19 protein-coding genes are annotated in these 21745 nt (G+C 69.0%); 9 read left to right on the top strand and 10 right to left on the bottom strand.

Features of this window, described 5'->3' with window-relative positions:
- Window positions 1–37: 37 nt before the first annotated feature.
- The 3 genes from ACZ5WE_RS27230 to nsdA form a co-directional block, all read right to left on the bottom strand.
- Window positions 38–376, bottom strand: a complete 339-nt coding sequence (locus ACZ5WE_RS27230) for a P-II family nitrogen regulator (RefSeq protein ID WP_150493276.1) — start codon at window positions 374–376, stop codon at window positions 38–40.
- Window positions 373–1737 (bottom strand): ammonium transporter, encoded by a 1365-nt coding sequence (locus ACZ5WE_RS27225; protein WP_467692951.1) that lies wholly within the window; start codon window positions 1735–1737, stop codon window positions 373–375. Before ACZ5WE_RS27225 ends, ACZ5WE_RS27230 begins: the two co-directional genes overlap by 4 nt.
- A gap of 305 nt (window positions 1738–2042) precedes the next feature.
- Window positions 2043–3518, bottom strand: a complete 1476-nt coding sequence (gene nsdA / locus ACZ5WE_RS27220; RefSeq protein ID WP_467692953.1) for a transcriptional repressor NsdA — start codon at window positions 3516–3518, stop codon at window positions 2043–2045.
- A 421-nt stretch (window positions 3519–3939) separates the two neighbouring features.
- Between nsdA and ACZ5WE_RS27215 the strand changes: the two genes are divergently transcribed.
- A complete protein-coding gene (locus ACZ5WE_RS27215; protein WP_467692955.1) occupies window positions 3940–4602 on the top strand; it encodes a bifunctional DNA primase/polymerase in 663 nt (220 codons plus the stop codon).
- A gap of 163 nt (window positions 4603–4765) precedes the next feature.
- On the opposite strand, the gene ftsY is transcribed toward ACZ5WE_RS27215, so the two are convergent.
- Window positions 4766–5974 carry a signal recognition particle-docking protein FtsY gene (gene ftsY / locus ACZ5WE_RS27210; RefSeq protein WP_467692957.1) on the bottom strand — a complete coding sequence of 403 codons (1209 nt, stop codon included), beginning with the start codon at window positions 5972–5974 and terminating at the stop codon, window positions 4766–4768.
- A 200-nt stretch (window positions 5975–6174) separates the two neighbouring features.
- Here ftsY and ACZ5WE_RS27205 point away from each other — a divergent pair, with 200 nt between their 5' ends.
- The 4 genes from ACZ5WE_RS27205 to ACZ5WE_RS27190 all read left to right on the top strand — a co-directional run bounded on the left by ACZ5WE_RS27205 (window position 6175) and on the right by ACZ5WE_RS27190 (window position 9167).
- Window positions 6175–7368, top strand: a complete 1194-nt coding sequence (locus ACZ5WE_RS27205; RefSeq protein WP_467692959.1) for a tyrosine-type recombinase/integrase — start codon at window positions 6175–6177, stop codon at window positions 7366–7368.
- Window positions 7365–7700, top strand: coding sequence for a helix-turn-helix domain-containing protein (locus tag ACZ5WE_RS27200; RefSeq protein ID WP_467692961.1), 336 nt, complete (start codon window positions 7365–7367; stop codon window positions 7698–7700). The genes ACZ5WE_RS27205 and ACZ5WE_RS27200 overlap by 4 nt, the downstream gene beginning before the upstream one ends.
- A 233-nt stretch (window positions 7701–7933) precedes the next feature.
- On the top strand, window positions 7934–8362 hold the full coding sequence (locus ACZ5WE_RS27195) for a hypothetical protein (RefSeq protein ID WP_467692963.1): 429 nt from the start codon (window positions 7934–7936) through the stop codon (window positions 8360–8362).
- A gap of 130 nt (window positions 8363–8492) precedes the next feature.
- On the top strand, window positions 8493–9167 hold the full coding sequence (locus ACZ5WE_RS27190; RefSeq protein ID WP_467692965.1) for a hypothetical protein: 675 nt from the start codon (window positions 8493–8495) through the stop codon (window positions 9165–9167).
- 38 nt (window positions 9168–9205) lie between these two features.
- On the opposite strand, the gene ACZ5WE_RS27185 is transcribed toward ACZ5WE_RS27190, so the two are convergent.
- On the bottom strand, window positions 9206–9988 hold the full coding sequence (locus ACZ5WE_RS27185; RefSeq protein ID WP_467692967.1) for a phosphotransferase enzyme family protein: 783 nt from the start codon (window positions 9986–9988) through the stop codon (window positions 9206–9208).
- Between the two features lie 311 nt (window positions 9989–10299).
- Between ACZ5WE_RS27185 and ACZ5WE_RS27180 the strand changes: the two genes are divergently transcribed.
- A complete protein-coding gene (locus ACZ5WE_RS27180) occupies window positions 10300–11745 on the top strand; it encodes a purine-cytosine permease family protein (RefSeq protein ID WP_467692969.1) in 1446 nt (481 codons plus the stop codon).
- A 108-nt stretch (window positions 11746–11853) separates the two neighbouring features.
- Window positions 11854–12834, top strand: a complete 981-nt coding sequence (locus ACZ5WE_RS27175) for an LLM class flavin-dependent oxidoreductase (protein ID WP_467692971.1) — start codon at window positions 11854–11856, stop codon at window positions 12832–12834.
- A 44-nt stretch (window positions 12835–12878) separates the two neighbouring features.
- Here ACZ5WE_RS27175 and ACZ5WE_RS27170 read toward each other — a convergent pair whose 3' ends face one another.
- The 4 genes from ACZ5WE_RS27170 to ACZ5WE_RS27155 form a co-directional block, all read right to left on the bottom strand.
- Window positions 12879–14330, bottom strand: a complete 1452-nt coding sequence (locus ACZ5WE_RS27170) for a sugar porter family MFS transporter (protein WP_469157302.1) — start codon at window positions 14328–14330, stop codon at window positions 12879–12881.
- A gap of 214 nt (window positions 14331–14544) precedes the next feature.
- Window positions 14545–18111 carry a chromosome segregation protein SMC gene (smc, locus tag ACZ5WE_RS27165; RefSeq protein ID WP_467692975.1) on the bottom strand — a complete coding sequence of 1189 codons (3567 nt, stop codon included), beginning with the start codon at window positions 18109–18111 and terminating at the stop codon, window positions 14545–14547.
- Between the two features lie 303 nt (window positions 18112–18414).
- The gene (locus tag ACZ5WE_RS27160; protein ID WP_393406156.1) at window positions 18415–18618 is read right to left on the bottom strand and encodes a hypothetical protein; all 204 of its coding nucleotides are present in this window, start codon (window positions 18616–18618) and stop codon (window positions 18415–18417) included.
- A gap of 383 nt (window positions 18619–19001) precedes the next feature.
- A complete protein-coding gene (locus ACZ5WE_RS27155; protein WP_467692977.1) occupies window positions 19002–19283 on the bottom strand; it encodes an acylphosphatase in 282 nt (93 codons plus the stop codon).
- A gap of 132 nt (window positions 19284–19415) precedes the next feature.
- On the opposite strand from ACZ5WE_RS27155, the gene ACZ5WE_RS27150 reads away from it, so the two are divergent.
- Together ACZ5WE_RS27150 and ACZ5WE_RS27145 are read left to right on the top strand one after the other, a co-directional pair.
- Window positions 19416–20357, top strand: coding sequence for a CAP domain-containing protein (locus ACZ5WE_RS27150; protein ID WP_467692979.1), 942 nt, complete (start codon window positions 19416–19418; stop codon window positions 20355–20357).
- A 64-nt stretch (window positions 20358–20421) separates the two neighbouring features.
- Window positions 20422–20844 (top strand): winged helix-turn-helix transcriptional regulator, encoded by a 423-nt coding sequence (locus tag ACZ5WE_RS27145; protein WP_467692981.1) that lies wholly within the window; start codon window positions 20422–20424, stop codon window positions 20842–20844.
- On the opposite strand, the gene mutM is transcribed toward ACZ5WE_RS27145, so the two are convergent.
- Window positions 20796–21659, bottom strand: coding sequence for a bifunctional DNA-formamidopyrimidine glycosylase/DNA-(apurinic or apyrimidinic site) lyase (mutM, locus tag ACZ5WE_RS27140; protein WP_467692982.1), 864 nt, complete (start codon window positions 21657–21659; stop codon window positions 20796–20798). The two genes, ACZ5WE_RS27145 and mutM, sit on opposite strands and share 49 nt — an antisense overlap.
- Between the last annotated feature and the right edge of the window lie 86 nt (window positions 21660–21745).

Below are 21745 nucleotides of genomic sequence, written 5' to 3'. Positions count from 1 at the left end.
TCTGTCAGCTCAGCCTGCCCAGCCCTGCCGACCGGGCTCACAGCGCATCCGGCCCGCGTTCGCCGGTCCGCACCCGCACCGCCGTGTCGACCGGGACGCTCCAGACCTTGCCGTCCCCGATCTTGCCGGTGCGGGCGGCCTTCACCACGACATCCACGAGCTGTTCGGCGTCGTCGTCCTCGACCAGGACCTCGATCCGGATCTTCGGCACGAGGTCGACGGTGTACTCCGCGCCGCGATAGACCTCGGTGTGGCCGCGCTGGCGGCCGTAGCCGCTGGCCTCGGTGACGGTCAGGCCCTGCACGCCGAAGGCCTGGAGGGCCTCCTTGATCTCGTCGAGCCGGTGCGGCTTGACGACCGCGGTGATGAGCTTCATGCGTCCACCCTCTTGTTCTTCTCGTTCGCAGCCTTGCCGGCCTCCTGGACCGGGCCGGGCACAGCGGCGGTACGGGGCGCCGCGCCACCGCCCGCGCCACTGAAGTCGTACGCGGTCTCGGCGTGCTGCACCTGGTCGATGCCCGCGACCTCCTCGTCCTCGCCGACCCGCATCCCGATGGTCTTGTCGACCAGGAAGGCGAGGATCGCGGAGGCGATCATGGAGTACGCGAGGACGGCGCCGACACCGGCGGCCTGCTTGCCCAGCTGTTCCAGCCCGCCGCCGTAGAAGAGGCCCTTGGCGTCGGACTGCACGCCACCGGTGGCGAAGAAGCCGACGAGCAGCGAGCCCGCGACACCGCCGACGAGGTGGACACCGACGACGTCGAGGGAGTCGTCGTAGCCGAACTTGAACTTCAGTCCGACGGCCATGGCGCACAGCAGACCGGCGATGGCACCGATGGCGATCGCGCCGAGCGGCGAGCAGGAGCCGCCGGACGGGGTGATCGCGACGAGACCGGCGACGGCGCCCGACGCGGCACCGAGCGTGGTGAACGCGCCGTGCCGGATCTTCTCGTAGGCGAGCCAGGCCAGCATGGCCGCGGCGGTGGCGACCTGCGTGTTCAGGAACATCATCGCGCCGACGCCGTCGTCGTTGCCCAGCCACGATCCGGCGTTGAAGCCGAACCAGCCGAACCACAGGAGCGCTGCGCCGAGCATGACGAGCGGCAGGCTGTGCGGCCGCATCGGGTCCTTCTTGAAGCCGACGCGCTTGCCGATGACCAGGATCACGCCGAGCGCGGCGGCGCCCGCGTTGATGTGCACGGCCGTACCACCGGCGAAGTCGATCACGCCCAGCTCGAAGGCCCAGCCGCCCGTGCCCCACACCCAGTGCGCGACCGGGAAGTAGACGACCGTGGCCCAGAGCGCGACGAACAGCGCCCAGGCGGTGAACTTCACGCGGTCGGCGAGCGCACCGCTGATCAGCGCGGGCGTGATGATCGCGAACATCAGCTGGAACACCGCGAAGACATAGACCGGGATGGTGTAGCCGTCCCACAGCTCGGTGAGCCCGATGCCGCTCAGTCCTACGTAGTCGGAGGACCAGCCGAAGAGGCTGCCGTGGTCGGTGCCGAACGCGATGGAGAAGCCGTACAGCACCCAGAGGATGGTGACGATCCCCAGACTGATGAAGCTCATCATCAGCATGTTCAGCGTGCTCTTGACGCGGACCATGCCTCCGTAGAAGAAGGCGAGTCCCGGCGTCATGAGCATCACCAGGGCGGAACAGATGAGCATGAACCCTGTGTTGGCGGCAGACAACTGCGGGGCGTCTGCGGCGATCGTGATGCCTGGGGGCATCGGCGTCTCCTCGTCGTCGTATGCGGCCCGTGCGGGCGGGGCTTGAGGGGGTGGGCCGACCGTTATGTGCCATGAGATTGGCCCAGCGCCGTTTCAGGGGGTGCCCCTCGATGTTTCGCCGCAGTGACGAACAGGTCGTGCGTGTTACGCGTCCATGAACTGCCGGGTCGGGCGGGGCGCGCTTTCCTACCCTGCGCACACGGCGCAGACCGGCCGCGGCGGCCATCCGGTTGACCTGGCGTGGGGGAGCCGAGTCGGGCGGTTCGGGATGGGCCGGCCGCGGCCGGAGTTCTGGTGGGGCGCCGTCAGACCGCCTCCGCGGTCTCCGGCATGTCGACGGCGAGCTGGTCGGTGAGCTGCACGACCTCGGCGATGTCACCGAAGTCCCGTACCGCGGTGTCCACGGTCTTGCGCAGGCGGGTGTTGACCCGCTCGGAGCGGACCTTCTTGGCGATGGTGAGGGCCTGGCCCGCGAGGACCGTGCTCTGCTCGGGCTCGCGCCGGAGCAGGTGGACCGTGGCCATCCCGATGAGGTTCAGTGCGTACGAACGCTGGTGCTCGGAGTCCTTGCCGAAGAGGTCGACGGCGCGCTCCATGACGGGCTCGGCGAGCGAGGCGTACGTGGGGCTGCGGCCCGCCACATAGGCCAGGTCGCGGAACGAGTGGGCGTTCTCGCCGTTCAGCTCGGCCTCGGAGAAGAAGCGGATCCAGTCGGGCTCGGGCTCGTCGAACTCGTCGGCGTCGGCGAAGGTGTCCTCGGCCATGCGCACGGCCCGCTTGCACTTGCCGGGCTGGCCCATGCTGGCGTAGGCACGGGCCTCCATCGCATACAGCATGGCCTGGGTGCGCGGGCTCGCGCAGTCCCGGCTTCCGTACTGCGCGAGGTGGATGAGTTCGAGGGCGTCGTCGGGCCGCCCGAGGTGGATCATCTGGCGGCTCATGCTGGAGAGGATGTACGAACCCAGCGGCTTCTCGCCGGCTTCCTTCGCGGCGTGCAGGGCGAGCACGAAGTACTTCTGGGCGGTGGGTTGCAGGCCTACGTCGTAGCTCATCCAGCCGGCCAGCTCGGCCAGCTCGCCCGCGACCTTGAAGAGGCGCTTGGACGTGGCCTCCGGCTGGGGCTCCTGCAACAGGTCCGTCACCTCGTGCAGTTGGCCGACGACCGCCTTGCGCCGCAGCCCGCCACCGCACTGCGCGTCCCACTGCCGGAACATCACGGTCGTGGACTCCAGGAGGTCGAGCTCCGGTTTGGAGAGCCGGCCGGGCCTGCGGGACGGGGTGGGCGGCTCCGGGTCGCCGACCGGGGTCGTCGGCCCCGGGACCAGCCAGCGCTGCATGGGCTCGATGAGGGAGGGCCCCGCGGAGAGCGCGAGCGAGGTGCCGAGGAAGCCGCGCCGGGCCAGCATCAGGTCGCTGCGCGAGAACTCACTGATGAGCGCGACGGTCTGGGGCCCGGTCCAGGGCAGGTCGACGCCCGAGACGGAGGGCGACTGGTGCGCGGCACGCAGCCCGAGGTCCTCGACCGCGACGACACAGCCGAACCGCTCGGAGAACAGCTCGGAGAGGATGCGCGGGATGGGCTCGCGGGGGTTCTCGCCGTCCAGCCAGCGCCGCACGCGGGAGGTGTCGGTGGAGATGTGGTGCGCACCCAACTGCCGTGCTCTGCGGTTCACTTGGCGGGCCAGCTCGCCCTTCGACCAGCCACTGCGCACGAACCAGGAATTGAGCAGTTCGTTGGGGCGCTTCTCAGCGTTCGCACCACTTCCGCCATTGCCGCCCACTGGAACGCCCCCATCCCTCAAGCCACTTGCACGCGGTCTCACGCCAAGCCCTACCAGAATGCCGCGCATTGCGGCTCTCCGTCCGGAGAACGTCACCCATCGAACAGGAAACCGACTTGCCTCCGGCATACCCACGAGTGCACAACACTCAGGGGCCGTGCACTGAAAGTAATCCTACGATCACCCCTCCGGCGAGGGCGATCGCGGAAACGCCACCATTCGCCACCCCTTCGAATGAACTCCCGGCCCGCTACAAGCGATTGACTTGACAGTGGACGACCGAAGGTGGGCGGAAGGGAGCACTTGGGGGCGCGCATGACAGCGCACACACCCCTGCGGCCATCGAGCGCCACACAGAAGCACAGGGTCACGATCCGATTCCGTCACGTAACCACACTGCGCTCGACCCGTTGGAGGGGGCATGGGCTTCACGATCGGCGGCATCCGGGGGACCGACAAGCCTCGCACCGGTTCACGGCGGCGTGGCCGCGCGTCGGACGGCACCGCGGTGGCGGAGTACACCGGCCTGTGGGGGTGGGCCGCGGTCCCCGGCGCCCGCGCCCTGGACGGCCGCTGCTCCTGCGGCGCGGCCGACTGCGCGGCCCCCGGCGCCCACCCCCTGGAGTTCGCTCCCGAGGTCCCCGCAGGTGCGACGCTCGACGAAGTGACCGAGGCCTGGGCGCAGTTCCCGGGCGCCGCCGTACTGCTGCCCGTGGGGCGTGCCTTCGACGTCATCGAGGTGGCGGAGGCGGCCGGACGCAGGGCACTGGTCCGCCTGGAGCGCATGGGCCTGCCGCTCGGCCCGGTGGCCGCCACCCCGGAGGGCCGCGCGCACTTCTTCGTCGCCCCCGGCGCCGCCGCGGAACTCCCCCAGCTGCTCTACCGCATGGGCTGGGACGACGCCGGCATCGACCTGCACGGCCTGGGTCCGGGCACGCACATCACGGCCCCGCCCTCCGACCGCGCGGGCCTCGGCCCGGTCCGCTGGCTCCGCCCGCCGGACCTGGACTCGGCGACGCATCCGCCGCAGGCAAGGCTCGTCCTCGGGACATTGGCGTACGTGGCGCATCGCTCGCCCGCCTAGCCACGCGACCCGCACACGGAAATGCCCCACCCCGGCTGCACCCCGGGGTGGGGCATTTCTTTCGTACGTGCGGCTCCGCAGCGCCCCGTAACGGGCGCGGGGAGCTGCGCGACCGGCCACAACGCGCCCGCGGGTGAAGTCCGAACGACCCACCGCCGAAGCGCTAGTCGCCGATGAGCGCGTCCACGAAGGCCTCGGGCTCGAACGGCGCCAGATCGTCCGCACCCTCGCCGAGCCCGACCAGCTTCACCGGCACGCCCAGCTCGCGCTGGACCGCGACGACGATGCCGCCCTTGGCCGTGCCGTCCAACTTCGTCAGGACGATGCCGGTGATGTCCACGACCTCGGCGAAGACCCGCGCCTGCACCAGGCCGTTCTGCCCGGTCGTGGCGTCCAGGACGAGCAGCACCTCGTCCAGCGGCGCGTGCTTCTCGACGACGCGCTTGACCTTGCCGAGCTCGTCCATCAGGCCGGTCTTGGTGTGCAGGCGCCCCGCGGTGTCGATCAGGACGACGTCGGCGCCCTCCGCGATGCCTTCCTTGACCGCGTCGAAGGCGATCGAGGCGGGGTCGCCGCCCTCGGGGCCGCGGACCGTGCGCGCCCCGACGCGCTCGCCCCAGGTCTGCAGCTGGTCGGCGGCGGCGGCGCGGAACGTGTCGGCGGCGCCGAGCACCACGGAGCGGCCGTCGGCGACGAGGACGCGGGCGAGCTTGCCGGTGGTGGTGGTCTTGCCGGTGCCGTTCACGCCGACGACCATCACGATGCCGGGCGTCTCCAGGCCCGACTCGGTCTTGACCGTGCGGTCGAAGTCCGGGCCGACCAGGGTGATGAGTTCCTCGCGCAGCAGGTTGCGCAGGTCGTCGGGGGTACGGGTGCCGAGCACGCGGACGCGTTCGCGCAGCCGCTCGACCAGCTCCTGGGTGGGGGCGACACCGACGTCGGCGGTGAGGAGCGTGTCCTCGATCTCCTCCCACGTGTCCTCGTCCAGGTGCTCGCGGGAGAGGAGCGTGAGCAGCCCCTTGCCGAGTGCGTTCTGCGAGCGCGAGAGCCGCGAGCGCAGACGGACCAGGCGACCTGCCGTGGGCTCCGGGGTCTCGACCTCCGGGGCGGCCGGCTCCTCGATGACGACGGGGGCCGACGCCGTCGGCTCGGCGAGCGGGAGTTCCACCTCCTCGATCGTGCGGCGCGGTTCGTCGCGCGGCGTCTCGGCCTCGTCGCCGACATGCGGCTCGGCCGGAGGGGCGGTGATGGTGGGCGTGGACGACGGAGCCTGCGGCGGCAGCTGCTTCTTCTTGCGGCTGCCGATCACGAGCCCGCCGAGCGCGCCGATCACGACCACGGCGATGACTACAGCAAGGATGACGATTTCCATAACTCACCCAGTATCAGCCATGAAAGGTGAGGAATCGCAGAAGGTGCGAACCCGTGACGGTGCGCGTATGAGCCATCACGACCCGGCTGAGTCCGCCTGGCATATCCGCCTCTGAGCTGCGCATCTTGTTCAACCAGAGGTGTTTGTGCACGTCAGCGCAGACCCACAGCTGCCCCTTCAGCCTCACTCCACCCAATGTGGTGGCCGTGCGTGTCCTTGCCCTGACCAGCCTCGTTCGCAGAACATGCGAATTCTTCGCGAGCTATGCGAGGCGGCCCATGGTGCCCATTGACGGATCGGCTCGCCTGCATCTGGCGGCCGGTGTACCCCTGCTGCACCCGGAAGATCAGGTCTTCCAGGCGATGCTGGACGGCTGGCGTAACCAGCAGCTGGCCCGCAATCTCAGCTTCGGCACGGTCGAGCAGCGGGAAGCCCTCATCCGGCGTTTCCGGTCTTTCACCGGTGCCGACCCGTGGCTTTGGACGGCCGCGCACGTAGACGAGTTCACCACCGAGGCTCGAGGGGTCCGGCGGAACAGCCGCTCGACGGTGCTCGGCTACCAGACCGGGATCAGGCTCTTCATGGGCTATCTCACCGATCCTGCTTATGGCTGGTCAACCGAGTGCGAGACAAGGTTCGGCACGCATCCCGTGCAGATCTGCCACGAGTGGAACACGGCCCGACACACCCAGGAATCCCAGGCCGGGCCCGGCAAGCGAGCCCTCACCCACAACGAACTGCAGGCTCTGTTCGACCACGCCGACGAGCGAGCAGTGGCCGCGCAATCCTCCGGCCGCAAGGGGTGGCTCACCGCCTTCCGCGATGCAACATTGCTGAAGGTCGCATACGGCTGGGGCTTGCGCCGCAACGAGGTCCGGCATCTCGAACTGTGCGATCTGGGCAGCAATCCCAAGGCGCCCGAGTTCGGCAGCTACGGCATCGTCCATGTCCGCTTCGGGAAAGCCATGCGCGGTTCACCGCCCAAACGGCGGGCCGTGCTGACGGTCCCGTTGTTCGACTGGGCGACGGACGCCCTCGGGCAGTGGGTCGAGGAGGTCCGCCCGTTGCTCGCAGAGGCCGACTCCCCCGCGCTCTGGCCCTCGGAACGGGGGAGGTTCCTGAGTCTCTCCTCCGTGACGTCCCTGTTCACGCGCTGCCGGCATGAACTGGGGCTAGCGGAAGGGCTGGACTTCCACTCGTTGCGGAGGTCGTACGTTTCCCATCTCATCGAGGCTGGCTACGACTCTCTGTTCGTACAGCAGCAGGTCGGCCACGAACACGCGTCGACCACCACGATCTACACGCATGTTTCCCCCGACTACCGGGCCCGCACCGTGCGGGCAGCCCTCGACCGCATCGGTCACCGAGTCACTGCGGGAGAGGTCGCCCCGTGAACCGTTCCGTGACGTACTCCTGGCGCCTTCGGGAGATCATGGCCGCCCGCGGCCTCAACAACATCTCCGACCTGATCCCGCTACTCAAGGACCGAGGCATCGACCTCTCGGCCTCACAGATCTACCGCTTGGTCGGTCAGCGTCCGGAACGCCTGTCGCTGGCCCTGCTCGGCGCCCTCTGCGACGCGCTGGAGTGCAGCGTCGAGGACCTGTGCCGATTCGAAGTCCGGACCGCTCAGCAACCCCGCCGAGCCGTCTCCGGCGGGCCCACGGTCGTCGACCTGAACAGCACCATCCGCCCGCGACGTGCACGAGTACGGCGGACTGACTGACATGCCCCGCTGCAAGAAACCCTGCGTACGCTGCGGTGTCACCAACGCCCGCTACGGCGTCGCCAAATGGCCCGAGGGGTTCGTCTGCGGCCGCTGCTATTACCGCGCCATGCAGTGCCGCGGCGCCTGCCCAGGCTGCGGCGTCGAACGACTGCTGCCCGGCCTCGACGCAGACCGTTCCCCCATCTGCCGCAATTGCGCGGGCATCCCCCGTGACTTCCACTGCACACGCTGTGGAGAAGAAGCCGACCGCGGCCGTCGAGGCCTCTGCCACCGCTGCTGCCTCCGGGACGACCTGGCGGCCCTACTCGATGACGGCACAGGGCAGATCGCGCCGCCGCTGCGACCACTCGGTCGATGCGTTGGTTACCCAGGATCGACCAGTCAGCGCCCGGTTATGGACCCGGTTCCCACACGTCAAGACGCTCTTGCACGGACTTGCGGACGGCAGCCTGCCCCTCAATCACGAGACCTTCGACAACTCCCCACGGCAGGCCGCGGAGCACACACGCGAGCTTCTCGTCACTACCGGCGTCCTGGCAGAACGCAACCGGGCCGAGGCGGAGTTTCTACGGTGGCTGGAGTGGAAGATGCCGCAGATCACCGACCCCGAGGATCAGCAGCTCGTTCGCCACCTGGCACCACCTGCGGCGTCTGCGTGAGCTCGACGCCCGAGGGGCGATCGCACCGACCACCGTGGCCCGAGCCCGCGCAGACGTCCGCGCCGGAGCCGACTTTCTGACCTGGCTGCGGAAGCGCGGCCAGACTCCCATGACCTGCACACAAGGCCACGTGGACGAATGGCTTGCCACCGGCACAGGCACTCGCCGCACTGCGGCGACCTTCGTGCACTGGGCTGTTCGCACCCGCGTGATGGCCCCGGTCGACTTCCCCTGGATCCGCTCGGCCCAGCTCGATTCCATCGGCCAGAGCGAACGACTGGACATCCTCCGACGCATCGCCGAGGACAGCTCCATCCGCCTCGAAACCCGAGTCCTCGGGCTACTCGTCCTGCTCTTCGCTCAGCCAGTGACACGGATCTCGCGCATGAGCATCGACGACATCGAGATCACCGACGAGGACGTCACCGTTCACCTCACCGGCGGGGAACCCGTCCCTGTCCCCCGCCCCTTTGACCAGCTCTTTCGCGACTATCTGCCGCAGCGACGCCACACAACCACTGCCCGCAACAACCGCACCCGCTGGCTCTTCCCCGGCACCATCCCGGGGCAGCCAATGGCACCCGCGACCCTCCACAAAGGCCTGTGGGACAGCGGCATCCCTATCCGTCGCGGGCGAAACTCGGCCCTGCGCGATCTCGTCCTGGAGATGCCGCCGGCACTGGTAGCCAAGGCCCTCGGCTACAGCCCCCTCGCCACCGAACTGCACGCCGCACAGGCAGGACGCCCATGGGCCGGATACGCATCCATTCGCCGCTACCACGGCAAACAGCTCCCGATCTTCTGAGACTGAGCTTGTTCCTCAAGGTGTCGCACGGAACAAGCTCAGTCAGCGAGTAGCGCGCGCAGCCACTGATCTTCACGTTGCTCGATGTATTCGGTGTCGCTTCGCCAGACATCGCCGTGGCCCTCGGTCCACAGCCTGACCCATGGCTGCACGCCGCGGGCGGCCTGGTCGTGCAGAAAGTCGTGCATGGAACGCGTTCGGCGGCCCAGCATCGGAATCAGACGACGGCGTTCAGCTTCATCGAGACCGTAGGCGTCGACGAAGCCGCGCATTCGCTCTGCCGCATCGGGGCGCTGCCAGTGCGGATCGGCGGACAGCGGAATGAAGCCGTGAATCGCGTACGCGACGTCCCACAGGCGAGAACCGGGACCTGCACCGTCCCAGTCGATGAAGGCCCACTGGGCATCGTCTCCGACCACAAGGTTCCACGGAGCCAGGTCATGATGGGCGATGATGTCGCTGCCCTCGGCGGGGATCAGCCCCTGCCAGCGCGCGTCAGGCGGCGGCGTGAAGTCCTGCACGGCATCGTGGAATTCCCGGATCAGCCGTGCGACGCGAGCCAGCTGCTCAGCGGGTTCCAACAGCGAGAACTGGTCGGGCCAGACCACTTGCCCCGACATGAAGGTCAGGATCTCGCGCCCCTCGTCGTCGATGCCCAGCGGGCGAGGCGCCGCGCGGAATCCCACCTCGTGCAGGTGAGTGAGCAGGGCATGGACCGCAGGGGTCCACGGTCCGGCGGAACGGCGGACTGTGTCGCCAATCCGGACGGCGCCCTCGTTGACATTGCCTCCAGCCAACGGCTGTTCCTCGGCGTGCGGCATCAGGCCAGTATGCCGAAGCGGCGTGCCGTGCTCACCGCAATATGGGTGAGTACCCAGAGGCGAGGGTTAAGGAACAAAACTGAGACCGCCGCCGGGCGAGAACTCACGACGCCTCAATATGCGACGTCATCAGTCGGGGCAACAGCGGCTCAGGATGTAGCTTCCTCCAAAGAACATAAGCTCATAGAGGGCACTACTCGGACTAAAGTACGATGGAGCTCTCCGCATCAACGCGCGTAGAGTCCAACGCGATCACCCCCACGGACGGATCGCGGCGTTGCGATCCGAGCGAGAGGCACGGACCCCACCCCATGAGCACCACCGCCGAAACCGAAGGCGCCCTGGAGACACGCGGCCTCGAGCCCGTCCCCGACTCCGAGCGCACGGGCCGGACCCGCGAGCTGTTCCCCACCTGGGTGGCGGCCAACATCAGCGTCCTGCTGCTCACCATGGGCGCGGGGCTCATCGTGACCAACGGCCTCAACTTCTGGCAGGCCCTGGTCGTCGCCCTCGTCTCACCCGTCCTGAGTTACGGCATGGTCGGTCTGATCTCCATCTCCGGCAAGCGCGGCGGCTCCCCCGGCATGACGCTCTCGCGCGCGGTCTTCGGCCAGCGCGGCAACCTCTTCCCGGGCTCGCTCATCTGGGTCGCCCGCTGGGGCTGGGAGACGATCAACGCGGTGACGGGCGCGTACGCGATCATCACCGTCCTGGACATCTGCTTCGGCGTGGAGTCCAGCACGTGGCTCACCGTCGTGACGCTGATCGCCTTCGTCGCCTGCACGTTCGTGATCAGCGGTCTGGGCCGCAAGGTCCTGCACATCTGCAACACGTGGGCGACGTACCTCTTCGGCGCGTTCAGCGTCCTCGTCCTGGTCTACCTGGTGGCCAACACCCCCTGGTCGGATGTCTTCTCGCAGTCCGCGGGCTCCACGTCGGCGATGGTCGCGGGCGTCGGCGTGATCGCCGCCGGCGGCATCAGCTGGGTCCCCACCGGCCCGGACTTCACGCGCTACCTCCCGCGCAAGGCCTCCAACAAGGCCCTGGTGGGCAACGCCATCGGCGGCGCCGGCATCGTCGTCGTACCGATGGTCCTGATGGGCGCGGTCATGGCGGTCAGCACGCCGAGCCTGTCGAAGGCCTCGGACCCGGTCTCCTTCCTCGGCCAGCTGCTTCCCACGTGGATCGCGGTGCCGTACCTGCTGATGGCCCTGATCGGCATGCTCCTGATCAACTCGATGTCGATGTACTCCGCGGGCTTCACCGCCATGACGCTCGGCATCAAGGTCCCGCGCACGTGGGCGGTGTCCATCAACGCCATCATCAGCCTGATCTTCGGTTACCTCCTGATGAACGTGGCCACCAGCTTCATCAGTTCGTTCATCTCCTTCCTGACCCTGCTCGCAGTCGCCTTCTCCGCCTGGATCGGCGTCTTCGGCATCGACATGCTGCGCAGGAAGACGTACGACGGTGAAGCACTGATGGACACCAAGCGCACCAGCGCCTACTGGTACAAGGCGGGCTTCGCCTGGCAGGCCATGACCGCGTGGGCGATCGCCCTGGTGGTGGGCCTGCTCTTCACGAAGGTCGACTGGTTCAGCGGTCCGCTCGCCACGTCCTGGATCGGCCGCAACGGCCTGGGCTGGCTGGCCACGATCCTCATCGCCGCCGTGCTGTACGCGGTGCTTCCGAGGACCCCGGCCGTCGAGGCACCCGAAGGCAGGGGCGAGGGCGAGAGCGAGCTGGTCTCGGCCTGACACCGCTCTGCGTCCGATCCTGATCAACTGCCCCCGGGCACTGTTCATCTGACACCGCGTCATCTAACGTCCCTCTTCGCCCGCCCACGGTGAAGGGGGACGTTTTCCATGCCCGTCACAGTCGTACGCTTCAACCTCGTCGATCCGGACGCGACACCCGCCTCGTTGAGCGAGCGCTACAAGGCCGCCCTGGAGATGGCCACGTACGCCGACGACCGGGGCATCTCCACCGTGCAGACCGAGGAACACCACGGCGTCACCAACAACTGGCTGCCCTCGCCCCTCACTTTCGCCGGCGCGGTCTTCGGCGCGACCCGGCGCATCGCGGTCACGGTCTCCGCGATCATCGGCCCGCTGCACGATCCGCTGCGGCTCGCCGAGGACATCGCCGTACTGGACCTGCTCAGCGGCGGCCGCCTGGTCACGGTGGCGGGGATCGGCTACCGGCCCGAGGAGTACGCGGCCTTCGGTGTCGACTGGAAGCGGCGCGGCAAGCTCCAGGACGAGCTCCTGGAGACCCTGTTGCAGGCGTGGACCGGCGAGCCCTTCGAGTTCCGGGGCCGCACCGCGCGCGTCACCCCGCGCCCGTTCACGCAGCCCCATCCGATGCTTCTGGTCGGCGGTTCCTCCGAGGCGGCGGCCCGCCGCGCGGCCCGGCTCGGGCTGCCGTTCTTCCCCAGCGCCCATCTGCCGGACCTGGAGGCGTACTACAACCAGCGCCTCGCGGAGTACGGCACCGAGGGCTGGACGATGATGCCCGCCGCCGAGACCCCGCTCCTGCACATAGCCGACGACCCGGACCGCACCTGGGCCGAGCACGGCGAGCACTTCCTGCACGAGGCGCGCACCTACGCCTCCTGGCAGTCCAGGGACATCCGCTCGGCGGTGAAGTCGGGCGCCACCACGGTCGAGGAGTTGCGCGCCGAGGGGGTCTACCGCGTCCTCACGCCCGACGAGTGCGTGGCGTACGTGCAGGGCGGCGCCGCCAACCTCGTACTGCATCCGCTCTCCGGCGGGATGCCGGTCGACGAGGGATGGCGCAGCCTGCACCACTTCTGCGAAAACGTACTGCCCCGGCTCAAGGAATAGGTCCTTGAACCGGGGCAGCTTCCTCAGAGGAGGGGCAGCGGGGATTAGCCCATCTCCTCCAGGGTCTTGCCCTTCGTCTCCTTGACGAACTTCATGACGAAGGGGATCGAGATCACGGCGAAGGCGCCGTAGATGATGTACGAGCCGGTCAGGCTCCACTCGGACATGCTCGGGAACGTCTTGGTGATCGCGAAGTTGGCGAGCCACTGGGCCGACGCGGCCACACCGAGGGCCGCGGCGCGGAGCCGGTTCGGGAAGATCTCACCGAGCAGCACCCAGACCACCACGCCCCAGGAGAGGGCGAAGAAGAGCACGAAGAAGTTGGCGGCGATGATCGCCGTCAGGCCCTGCGCGTCCGGCAGCGAGACGTTCTCGCCGGTGCCGGTGCGGTACGAGAACGCCCAGGCGCAGGTGAAGAGCGCGAGCGCCATACCGGCGGAGCCGATGATCGCCAGCGGCTTGCGGCCGATGCGGTCCACGAAGACCATCGCGATGACCGTGCCGACGATGTTCACGATCGACGTCTCGAACGAGTACAGGAACGAGCTGCTCGGGTCCTTGCCGATCGACTGCCACAGCTGGTTCGAGTAGTAGAAGATCACGTTGATGCCGACGAGCTGCTGGAACACCGAGAGTCCGATGCCGATCCAGACGATCGGCAGGAAGCCGACCTTGCCGAGCAGGTCCTTGAACGAGGACTTGTGCTCGCGGCGCATGCCCTCCTCGATCTCGCCGACGCGCGCGTCCAGGTCGATCTTGGTGCCCTCGACCTCGCCGAGCACCTTCTTCGCTTCCTCGTTGCGGCCCACGGAGATCAGGAAGCGCGGCGACTCGGGGATGGCGAAGGAGAGCAGGCCGTAGAGGACGGCGGGGATGACCATGACACCGAGCATCAGCTGCCAGGCCTCCAGGCCCATCAGCTTGCCCCGCTGGTCACCGTCCGCCATGTTCAGGATGCCCCAGTTGACCAGCTGGGAGACGGCGATGCCGATGACGATCGCGGCCTGCTGGAACGAGGCGAGGCGGCCTCGGTACGCGGGCGGGGCGACCTCGGCGATGTAGGCGGGGCCGATGACGGAGGCCATGCCGATGCCGATACCGCCGATGAAGCGCCACATCGTCAGGTCCCATGCCGCGAACGGCAGGGCGGAACCGACGGCGCTCGCCGCGAAGAGGACGGCGGCGATCTGCATGCAGCGGATGCGGCCGATGCGGTCGGCGATGCGCCCGGCGATCGCGGCACCGACGGCGCAGCCGAGCAGCGCCGTGGCGATGATCCAGCCGAGCATGTTCGCGTCGACGTCGAAGCGGTGCTGGATGGCGACGGTGGCGCCATTGATCACCGAGCTGTCATAGCCGAAGAGGAAGCCGCCCATCGCGGCGGCTGCCGTAATGAAGATGACATGGCCGAGATGGTCGGGGTGGGCCTCTCTGCCTTCGGGCTGCGGCGCCTTCGTTGTGCTGGTCACATGGACTCCTCGGGCCACCGGCAACATCGCCGGGGGTGGGGGTGAGCACTTCAAGTGGCGCACAACTTCACGCCGCCCACCACCTGAAGGTAAAAGCAACGTTGCAGAGACTATGCCTTCAAGTTTCGAAGTCAATACCTGGGTTCCTGTGAATTTCAGGAGCTGACGAGGTGAGGTTCGTTCAAGACTTGAAGTTATGGAGAGGTTATGAAGGGGAGGGGGATTGCGGGCCCGTGAAGAGCTAACGGAGCCGCTGGCTGATCACCTTCGAGACGCCGTCGCCCTGCATGGAGACGCCGTACAGGGCGTCGGCGACCTCCATCGTGCGCTTCTGGTGCGTGATCACGATGAGCTGCGAGGCCTCCTGCAGCTCCTCCATGATCCGGATGAGCCGCTGCAGGTTGGTGTCGTCGAGCGCGGCCTCGACCTCGTCCATCACGTAGAACGGACTCGGGCGTGCCTTGAAGATCGAAACGAGCAGCGCGACGGCGGTCAGCGAGCGCTCACCACCGGAGAGCAGCGAGAGCCGCTTGACCTTCTTGCCGGGCGGGCGTGCCTCGACGTCGACTCCGGTGGCGAGCATGTTGTCGGGATCGGTCAGGATGAGCCGCCCCTCGCCGCCCGGGAAGAGCCGCGAGAAGACGCCCTCGAACTCACGGGCGGTGTCGCGATAGGCCTCGGTGAAGACCTGCTCGACCCGCTCGTCGACCTCCTTCACCACTTGCAGGAGATCGGCCCGCGTCTTCTTCAGGTCCTCCAGCTGCTCGCTCAGGAACTTGTGACGCTCCTCCAGAGCGGCGAACTCCTCCAGGGCCAGCGGATTCACTTTCCCGAGCTGCTGGTACGCCCGTTCGGCTGACCTCAGCCGCTTCTCCTGCTCACCGCGGACGTACGGCACGGGCCTGTTGCGCGGGTGCTGCGGGTCCTCGGGCAGCTCCTCGTCCTCGGCCGCGGGGGAGGGCGGCACGAGCTGGTCGGGGCCGTAGTCGGACACGAGTCCTGCCGGTTCCACACCGAGTTCCTCCAGTGCCTTGGACTCCAGCTGCTCGATCCGCAGCCGCTTCTCGGCACCGAGTACCTCGCCGCGGTGGACTGAATCCGTCAACTTGTCGAGCTCCGCCTTGAGGTCGCGCCCCTGGCCCCGCTCGGCGGTCAGATCCCGCTCCCGCACCTCCTTGGCGCGCTCGGCGGCGGCACGCTCCTCCTGCGCCCGTACGAGGGAGACCTCGACGTGCGCGAGCAGTTGCCGCGCACCACGGGCGACGGCTTCGGCGACGGCGGCCTCGTGCCGCATCCGGGCCTTGCGCTGCTCGGCACGCGCGCGTGCCTCGCGTTCGGCGCGCGCGGCCCGGTCGAGCGAGTCGGCACGTCCCGCGAGCCCCTTCACCCGCTCCTCGTGCGTACGCACCTGGAGCCTGGCCTCCATTTCGGTCTGCCGGGCATTGGCCCCATCGGCGGCGAGCCGGTCGCGTACGGAGGTGTCGGGCTCCTCCTCGACCGGAGCCTCCTGAGCCACGGCGAGACGCTCGGCCAACTCCTCCGCGTCCTCGACGGCCCTCTCAAGGGCCTCCTGTGCCTTGGCCGCGGCGGCCGCACTGCGCTCCGCCTCACCAGCGGCGCCACGCGCCTGCCCGGCGAGTGCGCCAAGCTGCTGGGCCACGGCGGACTTCTCCCGGTCGGCGGCCCGCCTGCGCTCCCCCAACTCCTCGACGAGCGCGGCCACCTCCTTGCGCCGCTCACCCGCATCCTGCTGGGTGCGTGCCAACTCATCGCACTGCTCGGCGAGTTGTTCCAGCTCGGCCGCCGCCTCGTCGACGGATGCCTGTACTTCGAGAAGGCTCGGCGCCCCGGCGGAGCCGCCCTGCGCGAAGTGCGCCCCGAGCAGGTCTCCTTCGGTGGTGACGGCGGTGAGCTCCGGGTGCGCGTAGACGAAGTCCTCGGCGTCCTCCAGCGTGCCGACGGCGACCATCCCCCGCAGCAACCGCCGTACCGCGGGCATCAACTCAGCTGGCCCGCGCACCAGTTCGGCCACCAGGGGCGGCCCTTCGGAGCCCGCCGGCCGTACGTCACCGGGGGCGCCGTCCTCCGGTGACCCCGCCAGCAGCAATGCTGCCCGCCCCGCGTCCTGCTTGCGCAGCAGCCGGATGGCCTCCGCCGCCGATGCCGGTGTGGTCACCGCGATCGCGTCCGCCGCGGCGCCGAAGCCCGCCGCGACCGCGACCTCGTACCCCGGAGCGATCGAGAGCAGCTCGGCCGCAGGACCGAGCAGCCCCGTGAGGCGGTCCTTGGCGGCGAGCAGCGCCCCCGTCCCGTCCTTGCGGCGCAGGCCGAGCGCGAGCGCCTCGTGCCGGGCGGCGACCGCGGCCCGCTTGCGTTCGGCGGCGGTCGCCGCCTCCCTGGCCGAGGTCAGCGCCCCCTCGGCCTCCGCGAGGGAACGCTTCGCCTCGTCATGCCGCTCGCCGAGCTCCACGTCACCGGCGTCAAGGCCGTCGACCTCCGCCTTCAGCTGCTCGTACTCCTCCTGGGCGGCGACCGCGCGCTCCCCCGCCTCGTCACGCGCCAGGGCGAGCCGGTCGATCTCGGCCTGCGCGGAGCCCGCCCGCGAGCGCGCCGCGTTGACCTGGCCGGTCAGCCGCGCGAGCCCTTCGCGCCGGTCGGCGATGGCCCGCGCCACGTCCTTGAGGCGGCGCTCCTCGACCGCGAGCTCCCGCTCAAGATCGGCCCGGTGGCCGACCGTGTCCTCGAGCGCGTGCTCCGCGGCCTCGAGAGCGGCTTCGAGCTCCGCCTCCTGCTCGCGGATCCGCGCGGCCTCGCGCTCCATGTCCTCGGGGTCACGGCCACGCCGCTCCTCGGGCGGTGCGGCGGTCGCACTCTTCACGCGCGCGTCGGCGAGCGACACCGTGCCCCGCACCCGCTCGGCCAGCTGCGAAAGCTCGTACCACGTCTGCTGCGCCCGCTGGAGCCGCGGCGTGAGGCGGCGCACCTCGTCCTCAAGATCCCCCTCCCGCTGGAGCGCCTTCTTCAGCTCGGCCTCTGCGGTGTCCTTACGGCGCTTCAGCTCCGCCTCGTCGGCCACCTCGGTCCGCAGCGCGTCCCGCATCCGTACGAGGTCGTCGGCGAGGAGCCGCAGGCGGGCATCGCGCAGATCGGCCTGGATGACGGCGGCCCTGCGCGCCACGGCGGCCTGCCGGCCGAGCGGCTTGAGCTGGCGCCGCAGTTCGTCGGTCAGGTCCTGGACGCGCGCGAGGTTGGCCTGCATCGCGTCCAGCTTGCGCAGCGCCTTCTCTTTGCGCTTGCGGTGCTTGAGGACGCCCGCGGCCTCCTCGATGAAGGCGCGGCGCCCCATGGGGTCGGCGTGCAGGACGCCGTCGAGCTGGCCCTGGCCGACGATGACGTGCATCTCGCGCCCGATGCCGGAGTCGGAGAGCAGTTCCTGGATGTCGAGCAGCCGGCAGGTGTCCCCGTTGATCTGGTACTCGCTGCCGCCGTTGCGGAACATGATCCGCGTGATGGTGACTTCGGCGTACTCGATGGGCAGGGCGCCGTCGGAGTTGTCGATGGTGAGGGAGACCTCTGCGCGGCCGAGCGGCGGCCGCCCGGTGGTGCCGGCGAAGATGACGTCTTCCATCTTCCCGCCGCGCAGCGACTTGGCACCCTGCTCGCCCATGACCCAGGACAGCGCGTCCACGACATTGGACTTGCCGGAGCCGTTCGGTCCGACGACGCAGGTGATGCCCGGCTCGAACTTCAGCGTCGTGGCCGACGCGAAGGATTTGAAACCGCGCAGTGTCAGGGCCTTGAGGTGCACGCCGCCGGACTCTACCTCCCACCCGTCTCCCGCCACCGCCCTTCCAGCGGGGCGCTGCGCGCCGCACCTTCCTTTTCACCGTTTCACCCAGGAACATGCAGGGCACATCAGGTGTAACGGAAACGGGCCACGCGGCGGCAAGAAAGAAGGGACGCCGAAGCGTCCCTTGCAGATCTGGACAAGCGGCTGACATGGGCAGCCCGACCACGTGCGTTAACAGGCAACTCGCAGACCGAGGAACGCGTGACGCGATCAAGTGTTACGCGAGGTCGTGCGAGGTGAGCGCCTTACTGAAGGTGGTGGTCAGGTGAGCGCAGGCTCCGCCTGGGGTACGTCGATGCTCTCCAGGAGCGATTCGTGAGAAGCGGCAGCCGCGAGCGCGTCGTTCTCGGCCTGGATCTTCGTGAGCTCAGATTCCAGGTCCTGGACGCGCTGCTGGAGCCGTCGCATCTCGGCGAGAAGTCGCGGGTCGGAACCGCCGACGTAACCGAGAAGCGCCTTTGCCATGATGGATGGTCCTCCACAATGAGTGACCGACCGAAGCGGTGTGGGTCGTGAGGGAATCGCACCCGCGGTGCTTGGCACTCGTTGTTCTTGCTGGGTCTTGCTGGCCGTTCTCACATGCCAAACAGCTAAGGTGCGCGGGGCTTCCAGAGTCTCACCAAAAAGTTTGACGGTCAACACGATCACGCCCCGTATTGGCGGGCGACCCGGGGGCCTGCGGCCGTTAGAACGGCGGCGCTGCCTCTGCTGCGGGGCCCTGGGGGCGTGTCGATCATCCTTCACCTGGGAGCCTGCCACGGCGGGCCGTTCTTGGCAACCACCAGGCCTTTCCTGCCCCGGGCGGTTGCCAGAACCACGCCGGAGCGGGTCCGCCCGGCAACTCGCCGTCAGCGAATCGCGAAGGTGTCGTAGATGCCGCGCGGAGTGTCCCAGATCTCAGTGACGCCGTCGACGCGGCCGGGTGTGTCGCCCTCGCGCAGCCAGTCGAGCAGCCCCTGGGCGCCCGCGCGGGGGCCTTCGGCGACGACTTGCACGCGGCCGTCCTCCAGATTGAGAGCAAAACCACTCAGGCCGCCGATCTCCAGAGCCTTGGCCCGCGTGAACCAGCGGAAACCCACGCCTTGCACCCGGCCACGCACCCAGGCCGTGACTCTGACTTCTTCGTTCATGGGTGCACGCTAACCGGCCAATTGCTCTCGGAGCACTTCGTCCCCATGCGCCATCGCGTACAGTCCCGACTCGATGAGCCTCACTCGTATGGGTGAGTCACGTTGACCGCTGAGGACGAGGAAGGCCAGGAGATGGGACGCCACCGACGCTCCGGCGCAGGGGCAGCCGCCGCCGGCCGCGCCACTGGGGTCTCCGACACGTACGCGGGCGATCACGCCGGCGCCCCGGAGCCCCGCCCCGCCACCGTGTCGCACCGCCACCGTGGCCGCCGCGCCACGCCGGTGCGCACCGGCCTGCTCGGGGTGTCCGCAGCTGTGGCGATGGGCGCCGTGGCCTTCACCACCGGCCTGCTCCCGGGCGCCGAGAACTACTCCCTCGGCGGAGGCGACGACCCGAACAAGGTCCGTGCCGCCACCACTCCCAGCGAGGTCACGCCGCAGGGCGGCGACACCGGTACCGCCGAGCGCGAGTCGGCCCCGCCGAGCCGCGACTCCGAACGCCCCGACGCTCCGGCCCCCTCCCCCTCGCAGTCCACCGAGAAGCCCTCGGCCGAGCCGTCGAAGAAGCCGTCGTCCAAGGCGCCGCCCGCGCCCGAGACCGACGAGAAGCAGAAGACGACGCCCCCGAGCCCCTCGCGCACCCCCTCCGAGAAGCCGAAGGCCCCGCCGGCCGCCGAACCGAAGACGCCGTCCGCCGAGAGCGCGGCCGAGGCGGATGTGCTCACCCTGGTCAACCAGGAGCGGGCCAAGGTGGGCTGCTCCCCCCTGAACGGCGACGCCGCCCTGGCCTCGCTCGCCGGGGACTTCAGCGCGGACATGGCCGAGCGCGACTTCTTCGACCACACCGACCCGGACGGCGCGACTCCGTGGGACCGCGCCGAGAAGGCCGGGATATCGGATCTGGGCGGCGAGAACATCGCCCGGGGCCAGGCCAATGCCCAGTCCGTGATGGACGCCTGGATGAACAGCGCCGGCCACCGGGCCAACATCCTCAACTGCGACTACAAGACCCTGGGCGTCGGCGCGCACTTCGGGCCGGGCGGCCCCTGGTGGACGCAGGACTTCGGCTTCTAGAAGCGCACTAACCCCCGCACAGCGCCACCCGCGAGGTGGCGCTGTGCGGGAGTACGCTGGGGGTATGGATGCCACCACTCCGGCCGAAGACACCTCGGACATGGCGTATGACGTGTTCTCCAAGCTCTGCCCCTCGCGCGGCACCCTGGAGCACATCACCGGACGCTGGGGCGCACTCACCCTGGGCGCACTGCACGACGGCACGTTCCGTTTCAACGAACTGCGCCGCCGGGTCGACGGCGTGAGCGAGAAGATGCTGTCCCAGACGCTGCACGCCCTGGAGCGCGACGGCCTGGTCCACCGTGACGCGCAGCCCACCAATCCGCCGCGCGTGGATTATCAACTGACCCCCCTTGGCCGGGAGGTCACCGACCGCCTGATGGGCCTCATCCACTTCGTGGAGGGCAGGATGGACGGCGTGCTCGAAGCTCGCGAGCGCTACGACAAGGGGGCGGCCGGCGGCCGCTGGCAGCGCGGGCAGAAGTAGCTGGAGCGGTTCATCCAGGGACGTCGGCGCATCGGCGTACCGCAGCGGCGGCACGGCTCGTCCTCACGTCCATAGGCGTCGAGCGACCGCTCGAAGTACCCGGACTCACCGTTCACATTCACGTACAGGCTGTCGAAGCTCGTGCCGCCGACGGCGAGCGCGGCGTTCATCACGTCCCGTACGTGGCCCAGGAGTTGAGCCGTGCGCGGGCGCGTGAACGTGGCGGTGGGGCGCTCGTAGTGCAGCTTCGCCCGCCAAAGGGCCTCGTCCGCGTAGATGTTGCCGACTCCGCTGATCAACGACTGGTCGAGCAGGGCTCGTTTGATCGTCGTACGACGGCGGCGCAGCGCGGCGTGGAAAGCCGCGTCGTCGAACTTCTCGTCGAGCGGGTCGCGTGCGATGTGCGCGATGACGTCCGGCAGTCCGTCCGGGGTGTTCTCGTGCAGCGAGAGTCCGCCGAAGGTCCGCTGGTCGACGAAGCGCAGCTCGGTGCCGAGCGCGTCGGCGAACCGCACCCGAATCCTCAAGTGCTTCTCGTCAGGGGCCTCTTGGGGCTGCACGAGCAGCTGCCCGCTCATGCCTAGGTGGGCGAGGATCGAGGTGCTGCTGTCCTCGACGGGCAGCCAGAGATACTTGCCGCGCCGCATCGCCGTACCGACCCGGTGGCCCCTGAGGCGGAGCCCGAAATCGTCGCCGCCCGCGAGATGCCGCCGCACGGCGCGCGGATGCAGCACCTCGACATCGGCGACGGTGCGATGGGCCACCCAGCGCTCGAGTCCACGCCGAACGACTTCGACCTCGGGCAGCTCGGGCATTTCGACTACTCCGGGGCAATCGGGTGGGTGGGCGGGAAGAATGCCGTGAAGCGGCGAAAAGGCTGGTGCCGGCCACCCCAAGGGGC

The sequence above is a fragment of the Streptomyces sp. NPDC033180 genome, assembly GCF_055577645.1.
Note: the sequence above shows the minus strand (reverse complement) of the source record. Positions and strands in the feature narration are given on the sequence as shown.

Coding starts and splice junctions, on each gene's coding strand:
- ACZ5WE_RS27215 (WP_467692955.1), top strand. CDS start 3,940: ATGGGCTTCACGATCGGCGGCATCCGGGGGACCGACAAGCCTCGCACC.
- ACZ5WE_RS27170 (WP_469157302.1), bottom strand. CDS start 14,330: ATGTTGCCGGTGGCCCGAGGAGTCCATGTGACCAGCACAACGAAGGCG.
- ACZ5WE_RS27155 (WP_467692977.1), bottom strand. CDS start 19,283: ATGAACGAAGAAGTCAGAGTCACGGCCTGGGTGCGTGGCCGGGTGCAA.
- ACZ5WE_RS27185 (WP_467692967.1), bottom strand. CDS start 9,988: ATGCCGCACGCCGAGGAACAGCCGTTGGCTGGAGGCAATGTCAACGAG.
- ACZ5WE_RS27160 (WP_393406156.1), bottom strand. CDS start 18,618: ATGGCAAAGGCGCTTCTCGGTTACGTCGGCGGTTCCGACCCGCGACTT.
- ACZ5WE_RS27175 (WP_467692971.1), top strand. CDS start 11,854: ATGCCCGTCACAGTCGTACGCTTCAACCTCGTCGATCCGGACGCGACA.
- ACZ5WE_RS27180 (WP_467692969.1), top strand. CDS start 10,300: ATGAGCACCACCGCCGAAACCGAAGGCGCCCTGGAGACACGCGGCCTC.
- ACZ5WE_RS27145 (WP_467692981.1), top strand. CDS start 20,422: ATGGATGCCACCACTCCGGCCGAAGACACCTCGGACATGGCGTATGAC.
- ftsY (WP_467692957.1), bottom strand. CDS start 5,974: ATGGAAATCGTCATCCTTGCTGTAGTCATCGCCGTGGTCGTGATCGGC.
- ACZ5WE_RS27225 (WP_467692951.1), bottom strand. CDS start 1,737: ATGCCCCCAGGCATCACGATCGCCGCAGACGCCCCGCAGTTGTCTGCC.
- ACZ5WE_RS27230 (WP_150493276.1), bottom strand. CDS start 376: ATGAAGCTCATCACCGCGGTCGTCAAGCCGCACCGGCTCGACGAGATC.
- mutM (WP_467692982.1), bottom strand. CDS start 21,659: ATGCCCGAGCTGCCCGAGGTCGAAGTCGTTCGGCGTGGACTCGAGCGC.
- ACZ5WE_RS27150 (WP_467692979.1), top strand. CDS start 19,416: ATGGGACGCCACCGACGCTCCGGCGCAGGGGCAGCCGCCGCCGGCCGC.